Origin of the sequence: Flavobacterium sp. (genome assembly GCF_035195345.1) — a bacterium.
Taxonomy (GTDB): Bacteria; Bacteroidota; Bacteroidia; order Flavobacteriales; family Flavobacteriaceae; genus Flavobacterium.
Genome location: NZ_CP136574.1, coordinates 1,539,411 through 1,557,254 on the forward strand (window position 1 = coordinate 1,539,411; position 17,844 = coordinate 1,557,254).

Genomic DNA, 17,844 nt, shown 5'->3' on the forward strand with positions numbered 1-17,844 from the left:
TTGTTTTATAAATTTATGCTATTAAATTTGTTTTTTTCTGTCTCTTAACCAATATTTTACTCTTTTTACTAAGTAAAACATTACTGGAACCATAACTAAAGTTAGAACTGTTGCATAGGTTAATCCGAAGATGATGGTCCACGCTAATGGTCCCCAGAAAATTACGTTATCACCACCCATATATAAATGAGGATTGAACTCTGTAATTAAAGAGAAGAAATCGAAATTTAAACCAATTGCTAAAGGGATTAATCCTAAAACAGCAGTTAAAGCTGTAAGTAGTACTGGACGCAAACGAGATTTACCGGATTCGATAATTACTTCTTTTATTTCCTCTAAAGATAAATCATCATGACTTTTCAAATTATTATCAGCAACTTTTTTATCTAATAATAAAACAAAGAAGTCCATTAATACAATTCCGTTTTTTACTACAATTCCGGCCAGTGAAATAATTCCCATCATTGTCATAAGGATAACGAAATCCATATTCGCAATTACATATCCGTAGAAAACACCACTGAAACTTAATAATACAGTAAATAAAATTACCATTGTTTTTGAAACAGAATTAAATTGTAACACAATAATAATTGTAATTCCTGCTAAAGCTAAGAAAAGTGCATACATTAAGAAACTTTGGTTTTTGCCTTGTTCTTCTTGAACACCAGAAAACGAATAACTTACTGTTTTAGGGAATTTATAAGTTTCTAATTCTGCTGCAATTTGTTTCGTAATTTCATCTCCATTATAACCTGTCAATACATTAGAATAAACCGTCATAATACGTTTTTGGTTTTTTCTTTTGATTTGATTGTAAGTAGAAGTTTTATTGGTTTCAGAAATCGCAGAAATTGGCACTTGCATAATTTGACCGTTATTTTGATTTCGAAAGGTTAAAGATTGATTGAACAATACATTTTCATTCTTACGTTGGTCTTCTTGCATACGCATGGTAATATTGTAATCGTCATCACCTTCTTTGTATGTGGAAATTTCTTGGCCATAAACTGAACGACGTAAATTGAATCCTAATTGACCAGTTGAAACACCCATACTTCCAGCGCTTACTCTGTCCACTTTTACTTCTAATTCAGGACTTTCTTTGTTTACATCCACACTTAAACGTTCGATTCCTGGAATGTTTTTCGAGTTAATAAAAGCAATCATTTTATCTGCTTCAACTAACATTTCTTGATAATCCGTTCCTGTTAATTGTACACTAATTGGATAACCTGCTGGCGGTCCGTTAGCGTCTTTTTCAACGGTAACAGTTGCGCCTGCAATGCCTTTTACTTTCGCACGAATTTCATCTAAAACTTCCGTGGTATTGATGCCTTGACGGAATTTGTACTCAGAGAAATTAACTGTTACTTTGCCTTTATATGGTGTTTCTGAAGCCGAACCCGCATCTACATTCGGATTTCCAGCTCCAACTCCAACTTGCGAAACAATGCTCTCTGCTAAGAAGTTTTTGTTAGTTTTTGGGTCTACATATTTATTTAATATTTCAATCACTTGCTTTTCAACAAAAAGTGTAGCTTTATTGGTTTTTTCGATATCAGTACCTTGTGGATATTCAATATATGTAATGACTTGATTCGGAGTGTTATCCGGGAAAAACAATACTTTTCTAGGAAAAATTCCTAACAAGATGAAAGAGAAAAATAGCATACCAATAATCGTAGCTAATGCCAACCAAGCTCTTTTTCCTGTCAAAATCTTCGCTAAGAAATTTTTATATTTATCTTCCATTTTTGGAAAAAAGTTATGCTGAAAATCTTGCGTCAATTGGTACAATTTGATTTTATATAACCACATTAATCCTAATGAAATAATAGCTAAATGTCCGATCGCTTTTGCGAAAGTTGAATCTATTATATGCCCAATCAAAACAAAAACAATACCTAAAACGCTAAATATAATTGTATATAATTTAGCTGATTTATTAGACACGTTTCTATCTTCTGTATCCATTGAACCACCAGTCATGGCCGCGTTTACAACCATTGCTACGAATAACGAAGCTGTTAATGTTACTGTTAATGTAATTGGGAAATATTTCATGAATTTACCCATAGTTCCCGGCCATAAAGCAAATGGTAAAAATGCCATTAAGGTTGTTGCTGTTGAAGAAATTACTGGCCAAGCGATTTCACCAATACCAATTTTAGAAGCCGATACTTTGTCCATGCCTTTCTTCATATTGGCAAAAACGTTATCCACTACTACAATTCCGTCGTCAACAAGCATTCCTAATCCCATTACCAATCCAAAAAGCACCATTGTATTTAGTGTTAATCCAAAAGCCGATAATATTGTAAATGCCATCAACATTGAAAGCGGAATCGCAGCACCAACAAATAAGGAATTCCTTAATCCCATGGTAAACATCAGTACAATCATTACCAACACAATACCAAATATAATATGATTCGATAGCTCATCTACTTGGTGTTCGACACGTGATGATTGATCATTTGTTAAATCAATTGATAAGTTAGATGGTAAATATGATTCTTTTGCTTTTTCTAATTTTTCTTTTACTTGTTCGATGGCAGAAATCATGTTTTGATTAGAACGTTTTTTTACGTTTAGCATTACAACCTCTTTGCCAGATTCGCGTGCGTATGTTGTTTTTTCTTTTTCTTTGAAACGAACAACGGCGATATCTTTTAGGTAAACAGTTCCGCCGTAAGATTTTACAATTACGTTTTCTAATTCTTTTGGATCTTTAATTTCCCCAACAATTCTGATATTATTTCGCGAACCTTGAGAAATTAAATTTCCGCCAGAAAGTGTCATGTTTTCATATTTTACCGCATTCTGAATTTCATCGAAAGAAACTTGTGCTGCTGTCATTTTGAATATATCTACAGCAATTTCAACTTCTTTATCGTCAACTCCAAGTATATCTACTTTTTTAACTTCAGGTATTTCTTCAATATCATCTTGAAGCAATTCTCCGTATTTTTTTAATTGTTGAGTCGTATAATTTCCTTTCAAATTAATGTTTAAAATAGGCACTTCTTCCGAAATGTTCAATTCAAAAACACTTGGTTCTACCTTACTACCATTATCTAAATTTGGCCAATCGGTATCTGCTTTTATAACATCTACCTTGTCTTTTACTTTAGTTTTAGCATCTTCAATACCAACGTTATCACTAAATTCAACAATGATCATTCCATAATCTTGGAATGAACTTGACGTAATTTTTTCTACACCAGAAATATTTTTAATTTCTTTTTCTAATGGTTTTACAATTAGTTTTTCAACATCTTCGGCAGAATTTCCAGGGAAAACAGAAGAAATGTAAACTTTGTTCTCTATAATTTCTGGAAAATCCTCACGAGGCATTGTTACATAGGCAATGATACCTGTAATAACAATTAGCAATGTCAAGATATATACTGTAACTCTATTGTCTACAGCCCAACTCGATATTCCGAATTCTTTATTTTGATTACTCATATATTTTTGTTTCAAATTTCAGGTTTAAGTGTTATAACAACAACTTGGAACCTGAAACAATTATTTTTAGAAATTAAGTTTCATTCCTTCGGAAATAGTATTCACGCCTTCCGTTACAATAAGATTATTTGCTGATAATCCGCTTAAAATTTCTGTTACATTATCTGATGATTTTCCAACTTTTACTATTATTTTTTTAGCAATTCCTTTTTTACCAATTACATTAGTTACAATAAAAACAAATTTATTTTTCTCACCATCTTCTTGAACTACGTTTGTAGGAACAACAATTGCATCTTTTACTGTATAATCTATGATTTTAAGTTTTGCAACTTGATTTGGTCGTAATAAATTATCAGGATTTGGAACACTAACTTCAATACCAAAACTTCTGTTATTTGGATTAATGTAATTCCCTACTTGTCTTACTCTTCCTTTATATGTTTTTCCTAATGAAGTTAAAAAAACATCTACTTCGGTGCCAGCTTTCAATTTTCCAATGTAGGTTTCAGGAACAGATGTGGTAACATACATGTTTGATAAATTTACAATTCTCATTAATCCTTGAGGGCTAGGAGACACCACTTGTCCACGTTCAACAAAAACTTCATCAATTGTACCAGAAAATGGTGAAAGAATTAATGTTTTTGCTAATTGAGCTTTCATGTGAGCTACAGATTTTTGAGCCGAAATCATTTGTGTTTGAGCTTGTAAATATTGAATTTCTGAACCAATTTTTTTGTCCCAAAGATTTTTCTGCCTTTCAAATGTGGTTTTTGCAAGTGTATATTGATTTTCAATACTAGCTAATTGTTGCGACATTCCGGCATCATCAACTTTCCCTAAAATTTGGCCTTTTGAAACTCGTTGACCAGCTTTTACATTTAACGAAGTTAAAGTTCCACTAAATTCTGGTTGGACTAAAATATTTTCTTTTGTATTTATATTTCCTTGAATTTCTAAATAATGATTAAAAACGGTGTCTTTTAAAGTTAAAACAGAAACTAATGCTTCAGATTCTTCTGCTTTGTCACCTTTGTTTAAAACGGCGTCAATTTTTGCTAATTCGGCTTGAATGTCTGACTTTCTGTTTTTTAATTCTGTAATGTTTTCTTCCTTTATTAAATCATCTGTAGATTTTCCACCACAAGCGAATAATAATAGACTTGTTGCTACTAATATTATTTTTCTCATATCTAAATTTATTTATAGTTGTTAGTTTAATATTTTTTCTAATGTTGCTTTTTTGTTTATTATTTCAAGCATAGCTTGTAAAACTTCTTGTTGAGCAGTATATAATTGTTTTTGTGCATCGGCAAAGTCAAAACTCGACGATAAACCTTCTTTAAATTTTATTTGTTGTTTACTTTCAATGCGCTCAGCCAATTTCAAATTAGATTGAGCATTTTGAAATTGATTAATACTATATTCATAATCACTTTTTGCTTTTTGATGTTCCAGTTTTAAATTTTGCTCTTTTTCTTTTAATTGTGTCTGTGATTTTTCTAATTCTAATTTAGCTTGTTGTACCCTTGAGCTTCTTGCGCCACTGCTAAAAATAGGAACATTTAAACCAATCCCTATATTTGAGTAGTTACTCCATTTTTGATCTGAATTAAAAAATGTAAATTCGTTTGAAAACGCATTGTATCCAAAATTTACCTGAGCACCTATTGATGGTAATTCTTTGCTTTTTTCTAATTTTACCATTAATTTTTTACTTTCTTCCATGTTTTTACCAATTTGATAATCGATATTCTTATTTACATCAAATTCAGAAGTTAAAACTTGTAAATCGATATTATTTTCAGTTAATGAGCTTAATTTTTCAGTTAAAAAAACTTCATTTTCTAAATCAATTCCTAACAATAGTTTCATCATATTTAAAGCAATAACCCTTTGTTTTGTTACATTATCTAAAGCATTATTTACCGAATTTAAAGTGATTTGAAGCTGTTCTACATTTTCTTCTTCAATTAGTCCGTTTTTAAAAATTTCTTTAGTGTCTGAAAGAATTTTTTCTAAAACAACTTTATTTTTATTAATTATTAAAATGCTTTCATCTGCTAAAAGCACATTCCCGTATGCGTTAATTACAATTTCTTTAATTTCTTGATTGGTTTTTTCTTTTGCGTTTTCGGAAATTTTTAAATATGTTTTAGCCGATTGTAACCCCACTAGATATGAACCATCAAAAATTAACTGACTCAATGTTAAGTTACCAATTCCTAGGTGTTTTGTTCCAAAAGCCAATAAAGTAATTTCGTTTGGATCTGCTAATGGATTAAAAGAATTTGCTGCAGCACCTTGTTTTTGAAACTCAAAGGTATTTTGATAATTTACAGATCCATTTATTTGTGGCAAACCCATAGTTGTGGTTTCCCATTTTTTCTTTTTAGCTACTTCAATATCTCTATTTGTATTTTGTATAGAATAGTTGTTTTTAGTAGCATGTTCAATAGCTTGTTTCAAAGAAAACGAATACGATTTTTTATCACTTTCCTGAGCATTGATAATAGTAGTTAGCAATAGTATTGCGAGTAATAGTTTGTTTTTCATGTCTATATAATTGGATTTTTAAGGTGTTTTTCTAATTCAATAATCCCAGCTAATGTTGCCATTGCTCTAATGTGATATTCTAATGCTTTCACTTCTAATTCATGAGCATCATTTTCTAGCATTGTATTTTCATTAATGTTGAAAATTAAGGTGTAATAAAATTTTACGTAATTATCTATATCTAGATTTTCTCGGTATAAACCTTCATTAATCCCTTTAATAATATTTTGTCTAAAACAATCTTCACAAATACTTATTTGCTGGGTCAATACTTTATCATAAATTTCTGGATAGTGTTTTTTTAATTGATACAATGGAGAAGATTCCGCAGCTTTAAACATTTCTCTAAACATTCTTTTGATTTCAAAATTTTCTTCAATTGCGTTAAAGTTTTTAGACACAATTTTTTCAATAGTTTCATGCACTTCTTTATGAACCAATTCTACACTTTCTTCAATCAATACATCTTTATTACTAAAATACTTGTAAATCGTTTTTTTTGAAATACACATTTCGCAAGCAATATCGTCCATGGTGATGCTTTTGAAACCAAGTCTCAAAAACATTTCTTTCGCTTTGTTTATAATTTTATCTCTCATTTTTACGAAAAAATCTCTTTTTAGATTTTAATTTCGGGTACAAATATATACAGGAAACTTTTAACACCAAAATAGTTTCCATTGTTTTTACGAAAATTTAACATTTGATTAATTCGTTTAGTTTCGGAATATTGAAGTATTTTAGCAAAAAATATAAGCAATGCATTCTATATCCTTTTATCAAGAAAAAGTAAGCAATCATTTTTTACAAATTGTAGCTAATAAAGAGCCTAAAAATTTATACGAACCTATACAGTATATTTTATCACTTGGAGGAAAAAGAATGCGTCCTGTTTTAACTTTAATGGCAACAGAAGTTTTTAATGTAGATTGTGAAAAAGCCATTCCAGCTGCTACAGCGGTTGAAGTGTTTCATAACTTTTCTTTGATTCACGATGATATCATGGACGATGCTCCTTTGAGAAGAGGCAATCAAACCGTTCATGAAAAGTGGGATTTGAATACTGGAATATTATCAGGTGATGCAATGCTGATTTTGGCGTATCAATTTTTTGAAAATTATGAGCCAGCAACTTTCCAGAAATTAGCGAAATTATTCAGTAAAACGGCTTTAGAAGTTTGCGAAGGACAACAATATGATGTAGATTTCGAAACTCGTGACGATGTTACAATTCCCGAATATCTAAAAATGATTGAATATAAAACAGCAGTTTTAGTAGGTGCTGCCATGAAAATGGGTGCAATTGTTGCCGAAACTTCTGATGAAAATGCCAATTTGATTTATGATTTTGGACTGAATTTAGGAATTGCCTTCCAATTGCAAGATGATTATTTAGACGCTTTTGGAAATCCAGAAACCTTTGGAAAGCAAGTGGGAGGCGATATTATCGAAAACAAAAAAACCTATTTATACTTAAAAGCAATTGAGTTTTCTAAAGCAGAAGAAAAGCAAAAATTATTGCATTTGTTTTCGATTCAACCTTCAGAAAATACAGATAAAATAGAATCAGTAAAAGCTATTTTTAATTCTTCTGGAGCAAGTGAAGCTACTAAAAAAGCGATTCAAGACTATACATTTAAAGCATTTGAAACCTTAGAAAAAATGGATGTCGAAGCTGAAAAGAAAGCTATTTTGAAAGCTTTTGGTGAGAATTTAATGGGAAGAAACGTTTAACAGTGTGCCAATTTATCAATTCGGTAATGTGTCAATTTTAAAATAAAATGAATTTTGTAAACCCACAAAATATAGATGCTTTAATTTCGCAAGCCGAAGAAGAGCATTTGTACTTTAAATTGATTGAGCAAACCAACAAAGATTTTGCTTTGGCAAATGAATCTTTAGATGTGCCAACAAGTATTTTTCCGTTTGAATTTAAAAATTTGGTACAAGAAAAAATCTACAAACTCATTCAATACAAATTTGCTGAATACTTGAATTTACTTTATATCATTGATGTTCCAGAAGATCAAATTAAAAAATTAGATGGCTCTGATTTGGTAGAATTATCAGAACAAGTTGCTTTTTTAGTGTTAAAACGCGAATGGCAAAAAGTATGGTTTCGGAATAAATACTAAAAAAACACCCTTACAAAAGGCATAAATGCTTCGGCATAAATATTGTCTCTGTCACGGTGTAAAACATTATACCGAACACCAAAAGTTACATTTTCATTGCGATAACCAGCACCTACAAATAAAGCGGTATTCCAAAAATCTTGCGAGTTGTTGCCAAAAGAATTATCATACGTTCTGTTGATGCGCAACTGTTCTAATTCAGTTGAAATTTGCAATTCTCTGATGGGCTGAAATAAGGCAATTATACTTCCTCCATACATATTAGCATTGTAAAAATCGCGTTGTTTTACATAGTTGTATTGCAGTCCTAAACCTGCTGATAGATACTCGTTAAAATTATAAATAGCACTTGGAGCCACCATAATATCTGCGTAACCATTGCCAACTCCCAAACCTAGTCCTCCTCCAAATTGTAAGTGGTTCCAAAAATCACTTTTTGTCTTGATTTCTTGGTTTTTTTGTGCATAAACTGCAATATTAAAACCAAACAAAAACACAATAGTTAGTAAAAATGTTAAATTTATTACAGAATTCTTTTTCATAAATCAATTTTAAAAAAATTAATGATATAAAAGTATAAAAATCCTTGAAAGATTATCATAAAATGTTTTACTTTTGCGTAATATTTTTAATTAAAAGGTCTTTCAGACAACAAGATATGGATAGGTTTTCCTTTTTAAACGCTGCACACACGGCTTTTTTTGCCGATTTATACGAACAATATTTACAAAATCCAGACAGCGTTGAGCCAAGCTGGAGAAGTTTTTTTCAAGGATTTGATTTTGCTCAGGCTAATTACGTTTCTGAAGAAGTAGCCCAACAAGTAGCTTATGTTGCTTCGGGTGATTCAGGAGAAATTTCTGAAAAAATGCAAAAAGAGTTCAATGTTCTTAAATTAATTGAAGGATATAGAACACGTGGGCATTTATTCACAAAAACCAATCCGGTAAGAGACAGAAGACTTCACGGCCCTTCGCTAGCATTAGAAAACTTTGGCTTATCTCAAGCTGATTTGAATACAGTTTTTGATGCAGCTAAAATGGTTAACATGAAACCAAGTCCATTGGCAGATATTGTTAAGCATTTAGAAAACGTATATTGTCAATCTATTGGAGTGGAATACATGTATATTCGTGAGCCACATAAATTAGATTGGATTAAAAATCGTCTAGACATCAACGATAATTTACCAAGTTTTACTGCTGACAAGAAAAAACACATTCTTAGTAAACTTAACGAAGCAGTTTCTTTCGAAAACTTTTTACATACTAAATATGTAGGTCAAAAACGTTTCTCTTTAGAAGGTTGTGAAGCAGTTATTCCTGCTTTAGACGCTTTAGTGGAAGCTGCAGCTGATAAAGGTGTGGAGCAATTCGTAATGGGAATGGCACACAGAGGTCGTTTGAATGTATTGGCAAACATCTTTGGAAAAAATACTCAAAATATCTTCTCTGAATTTGACGGAAAAGACTATGATGAAGACGCAAACTTTGATGGGGATGTAAAATATCACTTAGGATTAACTTCCGATAGAGTAACCAATTCAGGTAAGAAAATTAACTTAAATTTAGCGCCAAATCCTTCGCACTTAGAAACAGTAGGCGCTGTTATTGAAGGAATTACAAGAGCAAAACAAGATAGAAATTATCCAAATGATTTTTCAAAAGTATTACCAATCGCTGTTCACGGTGATGCTGCGGTTGCAGGCCAAGGTATTGTGTATGAAATCATTCAAATGGCTAAATTAGATGGTTATAAAACGGGTGGAACAATCCATTTAGTAATCAATAACCAAGTTGGATTTACAACGAATTACTTAGATGCACGTTCATCAACGTATTGTACCGATGTAGCTAAAGTAACGTTGTCGCCAGTTTTACACATAAATGCAGACGATGCAGAAGCGGTAGTTCATGCGATGTTATTTGCTTTAGATTACCGTATGGAATTTGGAACTGACGTTTTTATCGATTTATTAGGATACAGAAAATACGGTCACAACGAAGGTGATGAACCTCGTTTTACCCAACCAGTTTTATATAAATTAATTGCAAAACATAAAAATCCAAGAGATATTTATGCAGAGAAATTAGCACAAGAAAATGTGATTTCGGCTGGATTTGTAAAAGAACTAGAAGAAGCTTACAAAGCAAAATTAGATGAGAATTTAGAAGCATCTCGTAAGAAAGATTTAACCGTAATTACACCGTTCTTGGAAAATGAGTGGGAAGGTTACAAACAAGTTTCGGATGATGTAATGCTTCAAAAATTCGACACCTCATTTGATAAAAATCAATTAACAGAAATTGCTAAAACCATTACCGAACTTCCTGCTGATAAAAAGTTCATCAGTAAGATTACAAAGTTAATTGGGGATAGAAAAAACATGTTGGAGACCAATAAATTAGATTGGGCAATGGGCGAATTATTAGCTTATGGTTCATTAATTTCGGAAGGTTTTGATGTTCGTATTTCTGGGCAAGATGTTGAGCGTGGAACATTCTCACACCGTCATGCAGTAGTTAAAGTAGAAGATTCAGAAGAAGAAGTAATTCTTTTAGATCGTATAAAAGATAAAAAAGGAAACTTTTATATTTACAATTCACACCTTTCAGAATATGGTGTTTTAGGTTTTGAATATGGATATGCATTAGCATCACCAAAAACCTTAGTAATTTGGGAAGCACAGTTTGGAGATTTCTCTAACGGAGCTCAGATTATGATTGACCAATACATTTCTGCAGGTGAAGACAAATGGAACAATCAAAACGGATTGGTAATGTTGTTGCCTCACGGTTATGAAAACCAAGGAGCAGAACATTCATCAGCACGTATGGAACGTTATTTACAAATGTGTGCAAAACACAACATGTATATTGCCGATGTAACTTCGCCAGCTAACTTCTTCCATTTGATGAGAAGACAGTTAAAAACAGAATTCCGTAAGCCATTAGTAGTGTTTTCTCCAAAAAGTTTATTACGTCATCCAGATGTAGTATCTTCTGTGGATGAATTAGCAAACGGACAATTCCAAGAAGTGTTAGATGATCCAAATGTAAAAGACAAAAAAGCGATTAAAACATTGGTGTTCTGTACAGGAAAAGTATATTTTGACATCATAGCACAAAGAGAAGAATTAGGTAAAAACGACGTGGCAGTGGTTCGTTTAGAGCAATTGTTCCCATTAGCAGTTGACCAAATCAAAGCAATTATCGACAGTTATCCAAATGTTGATGATTACGTTTGGGCACAAGAAGAACCTAAAAACATGGGAGCTTATGGATACATGTTGATGAACTTTGATTTAGTAAAATTAAGATTGGCATCACCAAAAGCATATAGTGCACCGGCAGCAGGTAGTTATGAGCGTTCTAAAAAACGTCAAAAGAATGCTATCGCTATGGTTTTTGATAAAACATTATTTCAATAAAAATAAAACAGATAATAGTTTAGGTTTAAAACTAACACAACTTTTAAACTTCTAAACTTATTTTAAACTTTTAAACTAAAAAACATGATTTTAGAAATGAAAGTCCCTTCTCCAGGGGAATCAATTAAAGAAGTAGAGATTGCTACATGGTTAGTAAAAGATGGTGATTATGTAGAAAAAGACCAAGCGATTGCTGAGGTTGATTCAGACAAAGCAACATTAGAATTACCAGCTGAAGCAAGCGGAATAATTACATTAAAAGCAGAAGAAGGTGATGCAGTAGCAGTTGGTGCTGTGGTTTGTTTAATCGATACAGGTGCAGCAAAACCAGAAGGTGGCGTAGCTACAGTAAAAGAAGAAGCAAAAGCGGTTGAAGCTCCAAAAGCTGAAGTTAAAGCAGCTCCAATAGCTGAGAAAACATACGCAACGCAAGCACCATCTCCAGCAGCAAAAAAAATATTAGACGAGAAAAACATAGAACCTTCTGCAATTGTAGGAACAGGTAAAGGTGGAAGAATCACTAAAGATGACGCTGTAAATGCAGTACCATCGATGGGAACACCAACAGGTGGAAACCGTGGTTCAGAAAGAACAAAACTTTCTATGTTACGTAGAAAAGTAGCTGAACGTTTAGTATCTGCTAAAAACGAAACAGCCATGTTAACTACTTTCAATGAAGTGGACATGACGGCTATTTACGCTTTACGTGATCAATACAAAGAAGAATTCAAAGCTAAACATGGTTTAGGATTAGGCTTTATGTCGTTCTTTACAAAAGCGGTAACTCGTGCTTTGCAATTATACCCAGATGTAAATTCAATGATTGATGGTCAAGAGAAAATTTCTTATGACTTCTGTGATATTTCGGTAGCGGTTTCAGGTCCAAAAGGATTAATGGTTCCTGTTATGAGAAATGCAGAAACATTATCGTTCAGAGGAGTTGAAGCAGAAATCAAAAGATTAGCGATCAGAGCTCGTGATGGACAAATTACAGTCGATGAAATGACAGGTGGAACATTCACAATTTCAAATGGTGGTGTTTTCGGAAGTATGTTATCAACACCAATTATAAATCCTCCACAATCTGGTATTTTAGGAATGCATAATGTGGTAGAAAGAGCTATCGTTAAAAACGGTCAAATCGTAATTGCGCCAGTTATGTACGTTGCCTTATCATACGACCACAGAATCATCGACGGACGTGAGTCAGTTGGGTTCTTAGTAGCAGTGAAAGAAGCATTAGAAAATCCAGCAGAATTATTAATGGGCGGAAATGTGAAAAAAGCGTTAGAATTGTAATTAGTCAAATAACCTACAAGGTCTAAAAGCTTTGTAGGTTATTTAATATTATAGAATTATATATTTACTATGAACATTCACTAAAAATTTTACAATTTGGCGAATATTCATTAATAGTGAATTTTTTATTTGGCATCGTATTTGTATGTAAAAAATAGTTATATTTACACACTATATTAGTTTCGCATGAAAAAAAAATACTTTTATACTATTTTTATTTTAACTCTTTTGTTCTCTTTCAAGCTGCAAGCACAAGAGAGCAAATTTTCTAGTGCAACAAAAACGCAAGAACCTACTATTGAAGGACTTACTATTTATCCAAACCCAACGAACTCTGGTAAAATTTTTATTACTACTAAATCTTCTTTAGACAAAAAAGTAGAAATTTTTAATGTTTTAGGGAAAAGGGTTCTTGAATCAGTTACTACCTCAAAAGAAGTAAATGTAAGTCATTTAGAAGCCGGTGTTTACATCATTAAAATTAAAGAAGGAGAAGCTTCTGCTACTAGAAAACTAATTATCAATTAGTTAATTAAATTCATATCTATTATTTAATTTTAAGTTAACAACTAAATAATAGCATAAAACTTAAAAACTAATTATCTTTGTACCATAATTTAACTTTATAAAAATGAAAAAACTTTACACTTTATTATTAATAGCAGTAAGTACTTTGTCTTTTGGGCAGATACTTTCTGAAGATTTTAATTACGCAGACGGCGCTCTTCTTACAGCAAACGGATGGACTGCTTTTAGTGGAGCAGGTACCAATGCTTTAGATGTTGGTACATCAAACGGTTTAACTTATACTGGATACTCAGGCACCACTGGTATAACTGGCGCAGTTGTTGGAAACGCTGCAAGATTAGATAATACTGGAGAAGATGCCCAAAAAACATTCACTGCAGTAACATCAGGAAGTTTATACTATTCATTTCTAATTAATGTTACAGATGGAACAGCAGGATACTTTGCTGGTTTAAATACAACAGGTAGTACTTTTGGAAATAGACTTTGGGTTAAACCATCAACTACAGTTGGAAAAGTAAACTTTGGAATGTCAAATACTGGAACAGGAACCTATGGCACTACAGATTTTGATATTAATACTACCTATTTAATTATTGTTAAATATGATGTTACAGCCTCAGGTGCAGCTAGTATGTGGGTAAAACAAGCAGGTGTTCCTGCTAATGAAATTGGCGCAGGCACACCAGAAGTTACAACAACTGGTTCAGGTTCTGCTACAATATCTGGTTTCTTTTTAAGACAACCTGCAACAGCACAAAACATTACAATTGACGGTATCAGAATTTATTCTACTTGGTTTGGCGCTACACCTTGTGCCTTAGCATTAGCAGCAGAAACAACAACTTGTGATGCTATTACATTAAACATTGATACCTATAGTGTTTCTATCCCATTTACAGGTGGAGGTACAGGATCTTATACTTTAGTAGCTTCAACTGGGACAGTTGGTGGTGATAATCCATCTACCACAGCTACTGGAACTATCACAATTAGTAATATTCCAGAAGGAACAAATGTAACATTATCTGTTACTGGAGCTTGTACACTATCTAAAACTATTACATCACCAGAATGTAAACCTATAAATACTTTACCATTGAACGAATCTTTTCCATATACTGTAGGAAATTCTTTAAATGCTGAACAAAAATGGACTATTGTTAATACAGGTGATAATATTTTAATTGAAGCTGGAAATTTATCTTACACAGGTATTACTCCTTCTGGAAATTCTGTGTCATTTATTGGAACAGGAGCTGAATCTAGAACTCCGTTTACAGACACAACAAGTGGAACAATTTACGCTTCATTTTTAGCAAAAGTAACTGATATTTCTGGAATCACTGTTGACTTAACTAGTAACTATTCTGCTTTATTTACAACTAATTCAGGTGTTTCTACAAATGCAAGAGTTTGGATGAGAAAAAATGGAACGCAATACCAATATGGACTTGGAACAGCTGCTTCACCAACTGATTGGGATACTAATTTATATGATACAAATACTACGCAGTATTTAGTATTAGGTTATAATTTTACTACTAATTCATTGTCGTTATTTGTTAATCCAACAATAGGCGGTTCAAATGTTGCTCCAACAGTTAGTGTTACCATGGCTGCTCCATTAACAAGTATAAGTGGATTTATGTTAAGACAAGAAGCTGCAAATACTACACCAGGTATGACAATTGACGAATTAACAATCGACACAACTCCAAACTTTACTTTATCTTCATCATCATTTGACAACATCAATGGTTTAACAATGTATCCAAACCCAGTATCTGGAGGCACATTAAACTTTACTTCTGCAGCTAATGCAGCTATGTCTGTTCAAATATTTGATTTATTAGGCAAAGAAGTTTTAAAATCTAATGTAGTAAACAACACTGTAAACGTGGCTAAATTAACAGCTGGTGTTTATGTAATTAAAATTACAGAAGAAGGTAAAACAGCTACTAGAAAATTAGTTATTAAGTAATTAATTTTAAATTATATTAAAAGCATCAACGAAAGTTGGTGCTTTTTTATTTAAGACCATTTTGTTTGCTATTTTTGTACCATGATTTCACAAGAAGATATTTTCCAAATTAACTCGAAAAAAGAATTTGAAAAAATTACTTTAAAAGTATTTCGTCATCAGTACGATACTAATTTGGTGTACCAACAATTTTGTAACTTCTTGAAGAAAGACAAAAACAATGTGAAATCAATAACTGAAATTCCATTTTTACCCATTCAGTTTTTTAAAAGTCATAACGTTTTAAGTTCTTCTGAAACAATTCAGCAAACGTTTACAAGTAGCGGCACCACCCGAATGCAAACCAGTAAACATTTAGTTACCGATGTAAGTTGGTACGAAATGAGTTACCGTTTAGGCTTTTCAGAATTCTATGGAAACATTGAAGATTATTGTGTTTTAGCCTTACTTCCCTCCTATTTAGAGCGCGATGGTTCTTCGTTGATATATATGGTAGAAGATTTAATTCAAAGTAGTAATCACGAAGATTCTGGATTTTATTTAAACAACTACGATGAATTAATTTCTAAATTGATTGAATTGGATAATTTAGGTCAGAATGTGATTTTAATTGGAGTTACATATGCTTTGTTAGATTTAATTGAGAAGCAAAAATTCAAATTAAAAAACACTATCATCATGGAAACGGGTGGTATGAAAGGCAAACGAAAAGAAATGATTCGTGAAGAATTACACACTATTTTACGCGAAGGATTTGGCGTTTCTAAAATCCATTCCGAATATGGCATGACGGAATTACTTTCGCAAGCGTATTCTCTTGGCGATGGCGTTTTTGAATGTCCGCCATGGATGCAAATTCTAATTCGTGATACGGAAGATGCACTAACATGCGTTTCCGAAGGAAAAACGGGCGGAATTAACGTGATTGATTTAGCTAATATCAATTCGTGCTCCTTTATTGCTACGCAAGATTTGGGCAAAAAAAATCCCAACCATTCGTTTGAAGTGTTGGGACGTTTTGATCATTCTGATATTCGTGGTTGTAATTTGATGGTTATTTAACCTTAATTACATAATAATTTTTCTTTCCTTTTTGTAATAATAAGAATTGATTGTTGATTAAATCTTCTTTCGTGATGATTTTATCTTCTCCTACTTTCTCTTTATTCAAAGAAATCGAGTTTTGTTTCAATTCTCTACGCGCATCACTATTAGAAGCTAAGAAATTTGTTTTTGCTGCTAATGCGGCAATCATATCTATACCTGCGTTCAAATCTTCCATCGAAATTTCTGCTTGAGGAACACCATCAAACACTTCTAAAAACGTTTTTTCATCTAACTTTTTCAACTCATCCATTGACGGACTAAAAAAAGCATTTGAAGCAGCAATTGCATTTTCTAAATCTGCTGCAGAATGTACCATAACCGTAATTTCTTCTGCCAAACGTTTTTGTAATGCTCTTAAATGAGGCGCTTCGTTGTGTTCAGCAATTAATTTTTCAATCGTTTCTTTATCTAGGAACGTGAAAATTTTAATATACTTTTCAGCATCTACATCAGTAGAATTTAACCAAAATTGATAAAATTTATAAACCGAAGTTTTGTCAGCATCTAACCAAACATTACCACCTTCCGATTTACCAAATTTAGAACCGTCAGCTTTTGTAATTAATGGGGTTGTTAACGCGAATGCTTTTGATTTCTCCTCGTTACCAACATTCATTCTTCTTACCAATTCTGTACCCGTAGTAATGTTACCCCATTGGTCACTTCCACCCATTTGAAGTAAACAATTATGGTGTTTATTCAAATGATAAAAATCGTAGCCCTGAATTAATTGATAGGTAAATTCGGTAAAACTCATTCCTTCAGCCCCTTCTTCTCCGCTTAAACGCTTTTTTACAGAATCTTTAGACATCATGTAGTTAACGGTAATACGTTTTCCAATATCACGTGCAAAATCAATGAATGAAAAATCTTTCATCCAATCGTAATTATTTACTAGAATTGGTGCATTTTCATCTTTCTCATCAAAATCTAAAAAGCGAGATAAAACTCTCTTAATTCCCTCTACATTATGATTCAAAGTAGCTTCATCTAACAAATTTCTTTCATTAGATTTTCCAGAAGGATCACCAATCATTCCAGTTGCTCCACCCACAAGCGCAATGGCTTTATGGCCCGATTTTCTCAAGTGCATTAATAAAATAATTTGCACTAAACTTCCAATATGTAAAGAGTCTGCCGTTGGATCAAAACCAATATAAGCTGTAGTAGCTTCTTTTAGTAATTGCTCTTCTGTTCCAGGCATCATATCATGAAACAAACCTCTCCAACGTAATTCTTCTACTAAATTCTTCATTTTGCGATTTAATTTTGGCAAAGATAACTTTTAGTTTAAAAGTTTAAAAGTTTGAAGGTTTAAAAGTTAGTCC

13 protein-coding genes are annotated in these 17,844 nt (G+C 32.3%); 7 read left to right on the forward strand and 6 right to left on the reverse strand.

Going from position 1 to position 17,844, the window contains the following annotated elements; translation table 11 throughout:
• Nucleotides 1–21 precede the first annotated feature (21 nt).
• From RSE15_RS07450 to RSE15_RS07465, 4 genes are all read right to left on the reverse strand, one after another.
• Nucleotides 22–3,474: an efflux RND transporter permease subunit gene (locus RSE15_RS07450; protein WP_324067139.1), complete on the reverse strand. Its 3,453-nt coding sequence runs from the start codon at nucleotides 3,472–3,474 to the stop codon at nucleotides 22–24.
• A gap of 66 nt (nucleotides 3,475–3,540) precedes the next feature.
• Nucleotides 3,541–4,668 carry an efflux RND transporter periplasmic adaptor subunit gene (locus RSE15_RS07455; RefSeq protein WP_324067141.1) on the reverse strand — a complete coding sequence of 376 codons (1,128 nt, stop codon included), beginning with the start codon at nucleotides 4,666–4,668 and terminating at the stop codon, nucleotides 3,541–3,543.
• Between the two features lie 21 nt (nucleotides 4,669–4,689).
• Nucleotides 4,690–6,033 carry a TolC family protein gene (locus tag RSE15_RS07460; RefSeq protein ID WP_324067143.1) on the reverse strand — a complete coding sequence of 448 codons (1,344 nt, stop codon included), beginning with the start codon at nucleotides 6,031–6,033 and terminating at the stop codon, nucleotides 4,690–4,692.
• A 2-nt stretch (nucleotides 6,034–6,035) separates the two neighbouring features.
• Nucleotides 6,036–6,632, reverse strand: a complete 597-nt coding sequence (locus RSE15_RS07465) for a TetR/AcrR family transcriptional regulator (RefSeq protein ID WP_324067145.1) — start codon at nucleotides 6,630–6,632, stop codon at nucleotides 6,036–6,038.
• 160 nt (nucleotides 6,633–6,792) lie between these two features.
• Here RSE15_RS07465 and RSE15_RS07470 point away from each other — a divergent pair, with 160 nt between their 5' ends.
• Both RSE15_RS07470 and RSE15_RS07475 read left to right on the forward strand, forming a co-directional pair.
• Entirely contained in the window at nucleotides 6,793–7,767 is a 975-nt protein-coding gene (locus RSE15_RS07470; RefSeq protein ID WP_324067147.1) for a polyprenyl synthetase family protein, read from the forward strand.
• Nucleotides 7,768–7,814: 47 nt separating this feature from the next.
• Nucleotides 7,815–8,168, forward strand: coding sequence for a hypothetical protein (locus tag RSE15_RS07475; protein ID WP_324067149.1), 354 nt, complete (start codon nucleotides 7,815–7,817; stop codon nucleotides 8,166–8,168).
• Here RSE15_RS07475 and RSE15_RS07480 read toward each other — a convergent pair.
• Nucleotides 8,165–8,710 carry a hypothetical protein gene (locus tag RSE15_RS07480; RefSeq protein WP_324067151.1) on the reverse strand — a complete coding sequence of 182 codons (546 nt, stop codon included), beginning with the start codon at nucleotides 8,708–8,710 and terminating at the stop codon, nucleotides 8,165–8,167. The two genes, RSE15_RS07475 and RSE15_RS07480, sit on opposite strands and share 4 nt — an antisense overlap.
• Nucleotides 8,711–8,826: 116 nt before the next feature.
• On the opposite strand from RSE15_RS07480, the gene RSE15_RS07485 reads away from it, so the two are divergent.
• The 5 genes from RSE15_RS07485 to RSE15_RS07505 all read left to right on the forward strand — a co-directional run bounded on the left by RSE15_RS07485 (nucleotide 8,827) and on the right by RSE15_RS07505 (nucleotide 16,471).
• Entirely contained in the window at nucleotides 8,827–11,598 is a 2,772-nt protein-coding gene (locus RSE15_RS07485; protein WP_324067152.1) for a 2-oxoglutarate dehydrogenase E1 component, read from the forward strand.
• A gap of 84 nt (nucleotides 11,599–11,682) precedes the next feature.
• Nucleotides 11,683–12,897: a 2-oxoglutarate dehydrogenase complex dihydrolipoyllysine-residue succinyltransferase gene (odhB, locus tag RSE15_RS07490; RefSeq protein ID WP_324067154.1), complete on the forward strand. Its 1,215-nt coding sequence runs from the start codon at nucleotides 11,683–11,685 to the stop codon at nucleotides 12,895–12,897.
• 186 nt (nucleotides 12,898–13,083) lie between these two features.
• On the forward strand, nucleotides 13,084–13,425 hold the full coding sequence (locus tag RSE15_RS07495) for a T9SS type A sorting domain-containing protein (RefSeq protein ID WP_324067156.1): 342 nt from the start codon (nucleotides 13,084–13,086) through the stop codon (nucleotides 13,423–13,425).
• A 103-nt stretch (nucleotides 13,426–13,528) separates the two neighbouring features.
• Nucleotides 13,529–15,409 (forward strand): T9SS type A sorting domain-containing protein, encoded by a 1,881-nt coding sequence (locus RSE15_RS07500; RefSeq protein WP_324067158.1) that lies wholly within the window; start codon nucleotides 13,529–13,531, stop codon nucleotides 15,407–15,409.
• Nucleotides 15,410–15,490: 81 nt separating this feature from the next.
• Nucleotides 15,491–16,471, forward strand: coding sequence for a LuxE/PaaK family acyltransferase (locus RSE15_RS07505; protein ID WP_324067161.1), 981 nt, complete (start codon nucleotides 15,491–15,493; stop codon nucleotides 16,469–16,471).
• Here the strand turns inward: RSE15_RS07505 and tyrS are convergent.
• Nucleotides 16,464–17,771, reverse strand: coding sequence for a tyrosine--tRNA ligase (gene tyrS / locus RSE15_RS07510; RefSeq protein WP_324067163.1), 1,308 nt, complete (start codon nucleotides 17,769–17,771; stop codon nucleotides 16,464–16,466). The two genes, RSE15_RS07505 and tyrS, sit on opposite strands and share 8 nt — an antisense overlap.
• Nucleotides 17,772–17,844 lie beyond the last annotated feature (73 nt).

What these genes read in the sequence shown, in the direction of transcription:
- RSE15_RS07450 (WP_324067139.1), bottom strand. Translation starts at nt 3,474, where the DNA reads ATGAGTAATCAAAATAAAGAATTCGGAATATCGAGTTGGGCTGTAGAC.
- RSE15_RS07455 (WP_324067141.1), bottom strand. Translation starts at nt 4,668, where the DNA reads ATGAGAAAAATAATATTAGTAGCAACAAGTCTATTATTATTCGCTTGT.
- RSE15_RS07460 (WP_324067143.1), bottom strand. Translation starts at nt 6,033, where the DNA reads ATGAAAAACAAACTATTACTCGCAATACTATTGCTAACTACTATTATC.
- RSE15_RS07465 (WP_324067145.1), bottom strand. Translation starts at nt 6,632, where the DNA reads ATGAGAGATAAAATTATAAACAAAGCGAAAGAAATGTTTTTGAGACTT.
- RSE15_RS07470 (WP_324067147.1), top strand. Translation starts at nt 6,793, where the DNA reads ATGCATTCTATATCCTTTTATCAAGAAAAAGTAAGCAATCATTTTTTA.
- RSE15_RS07475 (WP_324067149.1), top strand. Translation starts at nt 7,815, where the DNA reads ATGAATTTTGTAAACCCACAAAATATAGATGCTTTAATTTCGCAAGCC.
- RSE15_RS07480 (WP_324067151.1), bottom strand. Translation starts at nt 8,710, where the DNA reads ATGAAAAAGAATTCTGTAATAAATTTAACATTTTTACTAACTATTGTG.
- RSE15_RS07485 (WP_324067152.1), top strand. Translation starts at nt 8,827, where the DNA reads ATGGATAGGTTTTCCTTTTTAAACGCTGCACACACGGCTTTTTTTGCC.
- odhB (WP_324067154.1), top strand. Translation starts at nt 11,683, where the DNA reads ATGATTTTAGAAATGAAAGTCCCTTCTCCAGGGGAATCAATTAAAGAA.
- RSE15_RS07495 (WP_324067156.1), top strand. Translation starts at nt 13,084, where the DNA reads ATGAAAAAAAAATACTTTTATACTATTTTTATTTTAACTCTTTTGTTC.
- RSE15_RS07500 (WP_324067158.1), top strand. Translation starts at nt 13,529, where the DNA reads ATGAAAAAACTTTACACTTTATTATTAATAGCAGTAAGTACTTTGTCT.
- RSE15_RS07505 (WP_324067161.1), top strand. Translation starts at nt 15,491, where the DNA reads ATGATTTCACAAGAAGATATTTTCCAAATTAACTCGAAAAAAGAATTT.
- tyrS (WP_324067163.1), bottom strand. Translation starts at nt 17,771, where the DNA reads ATGAAGAATTTAGTAGAAGAATTACGTTGGAGAGGTTTGTTTCATGAT.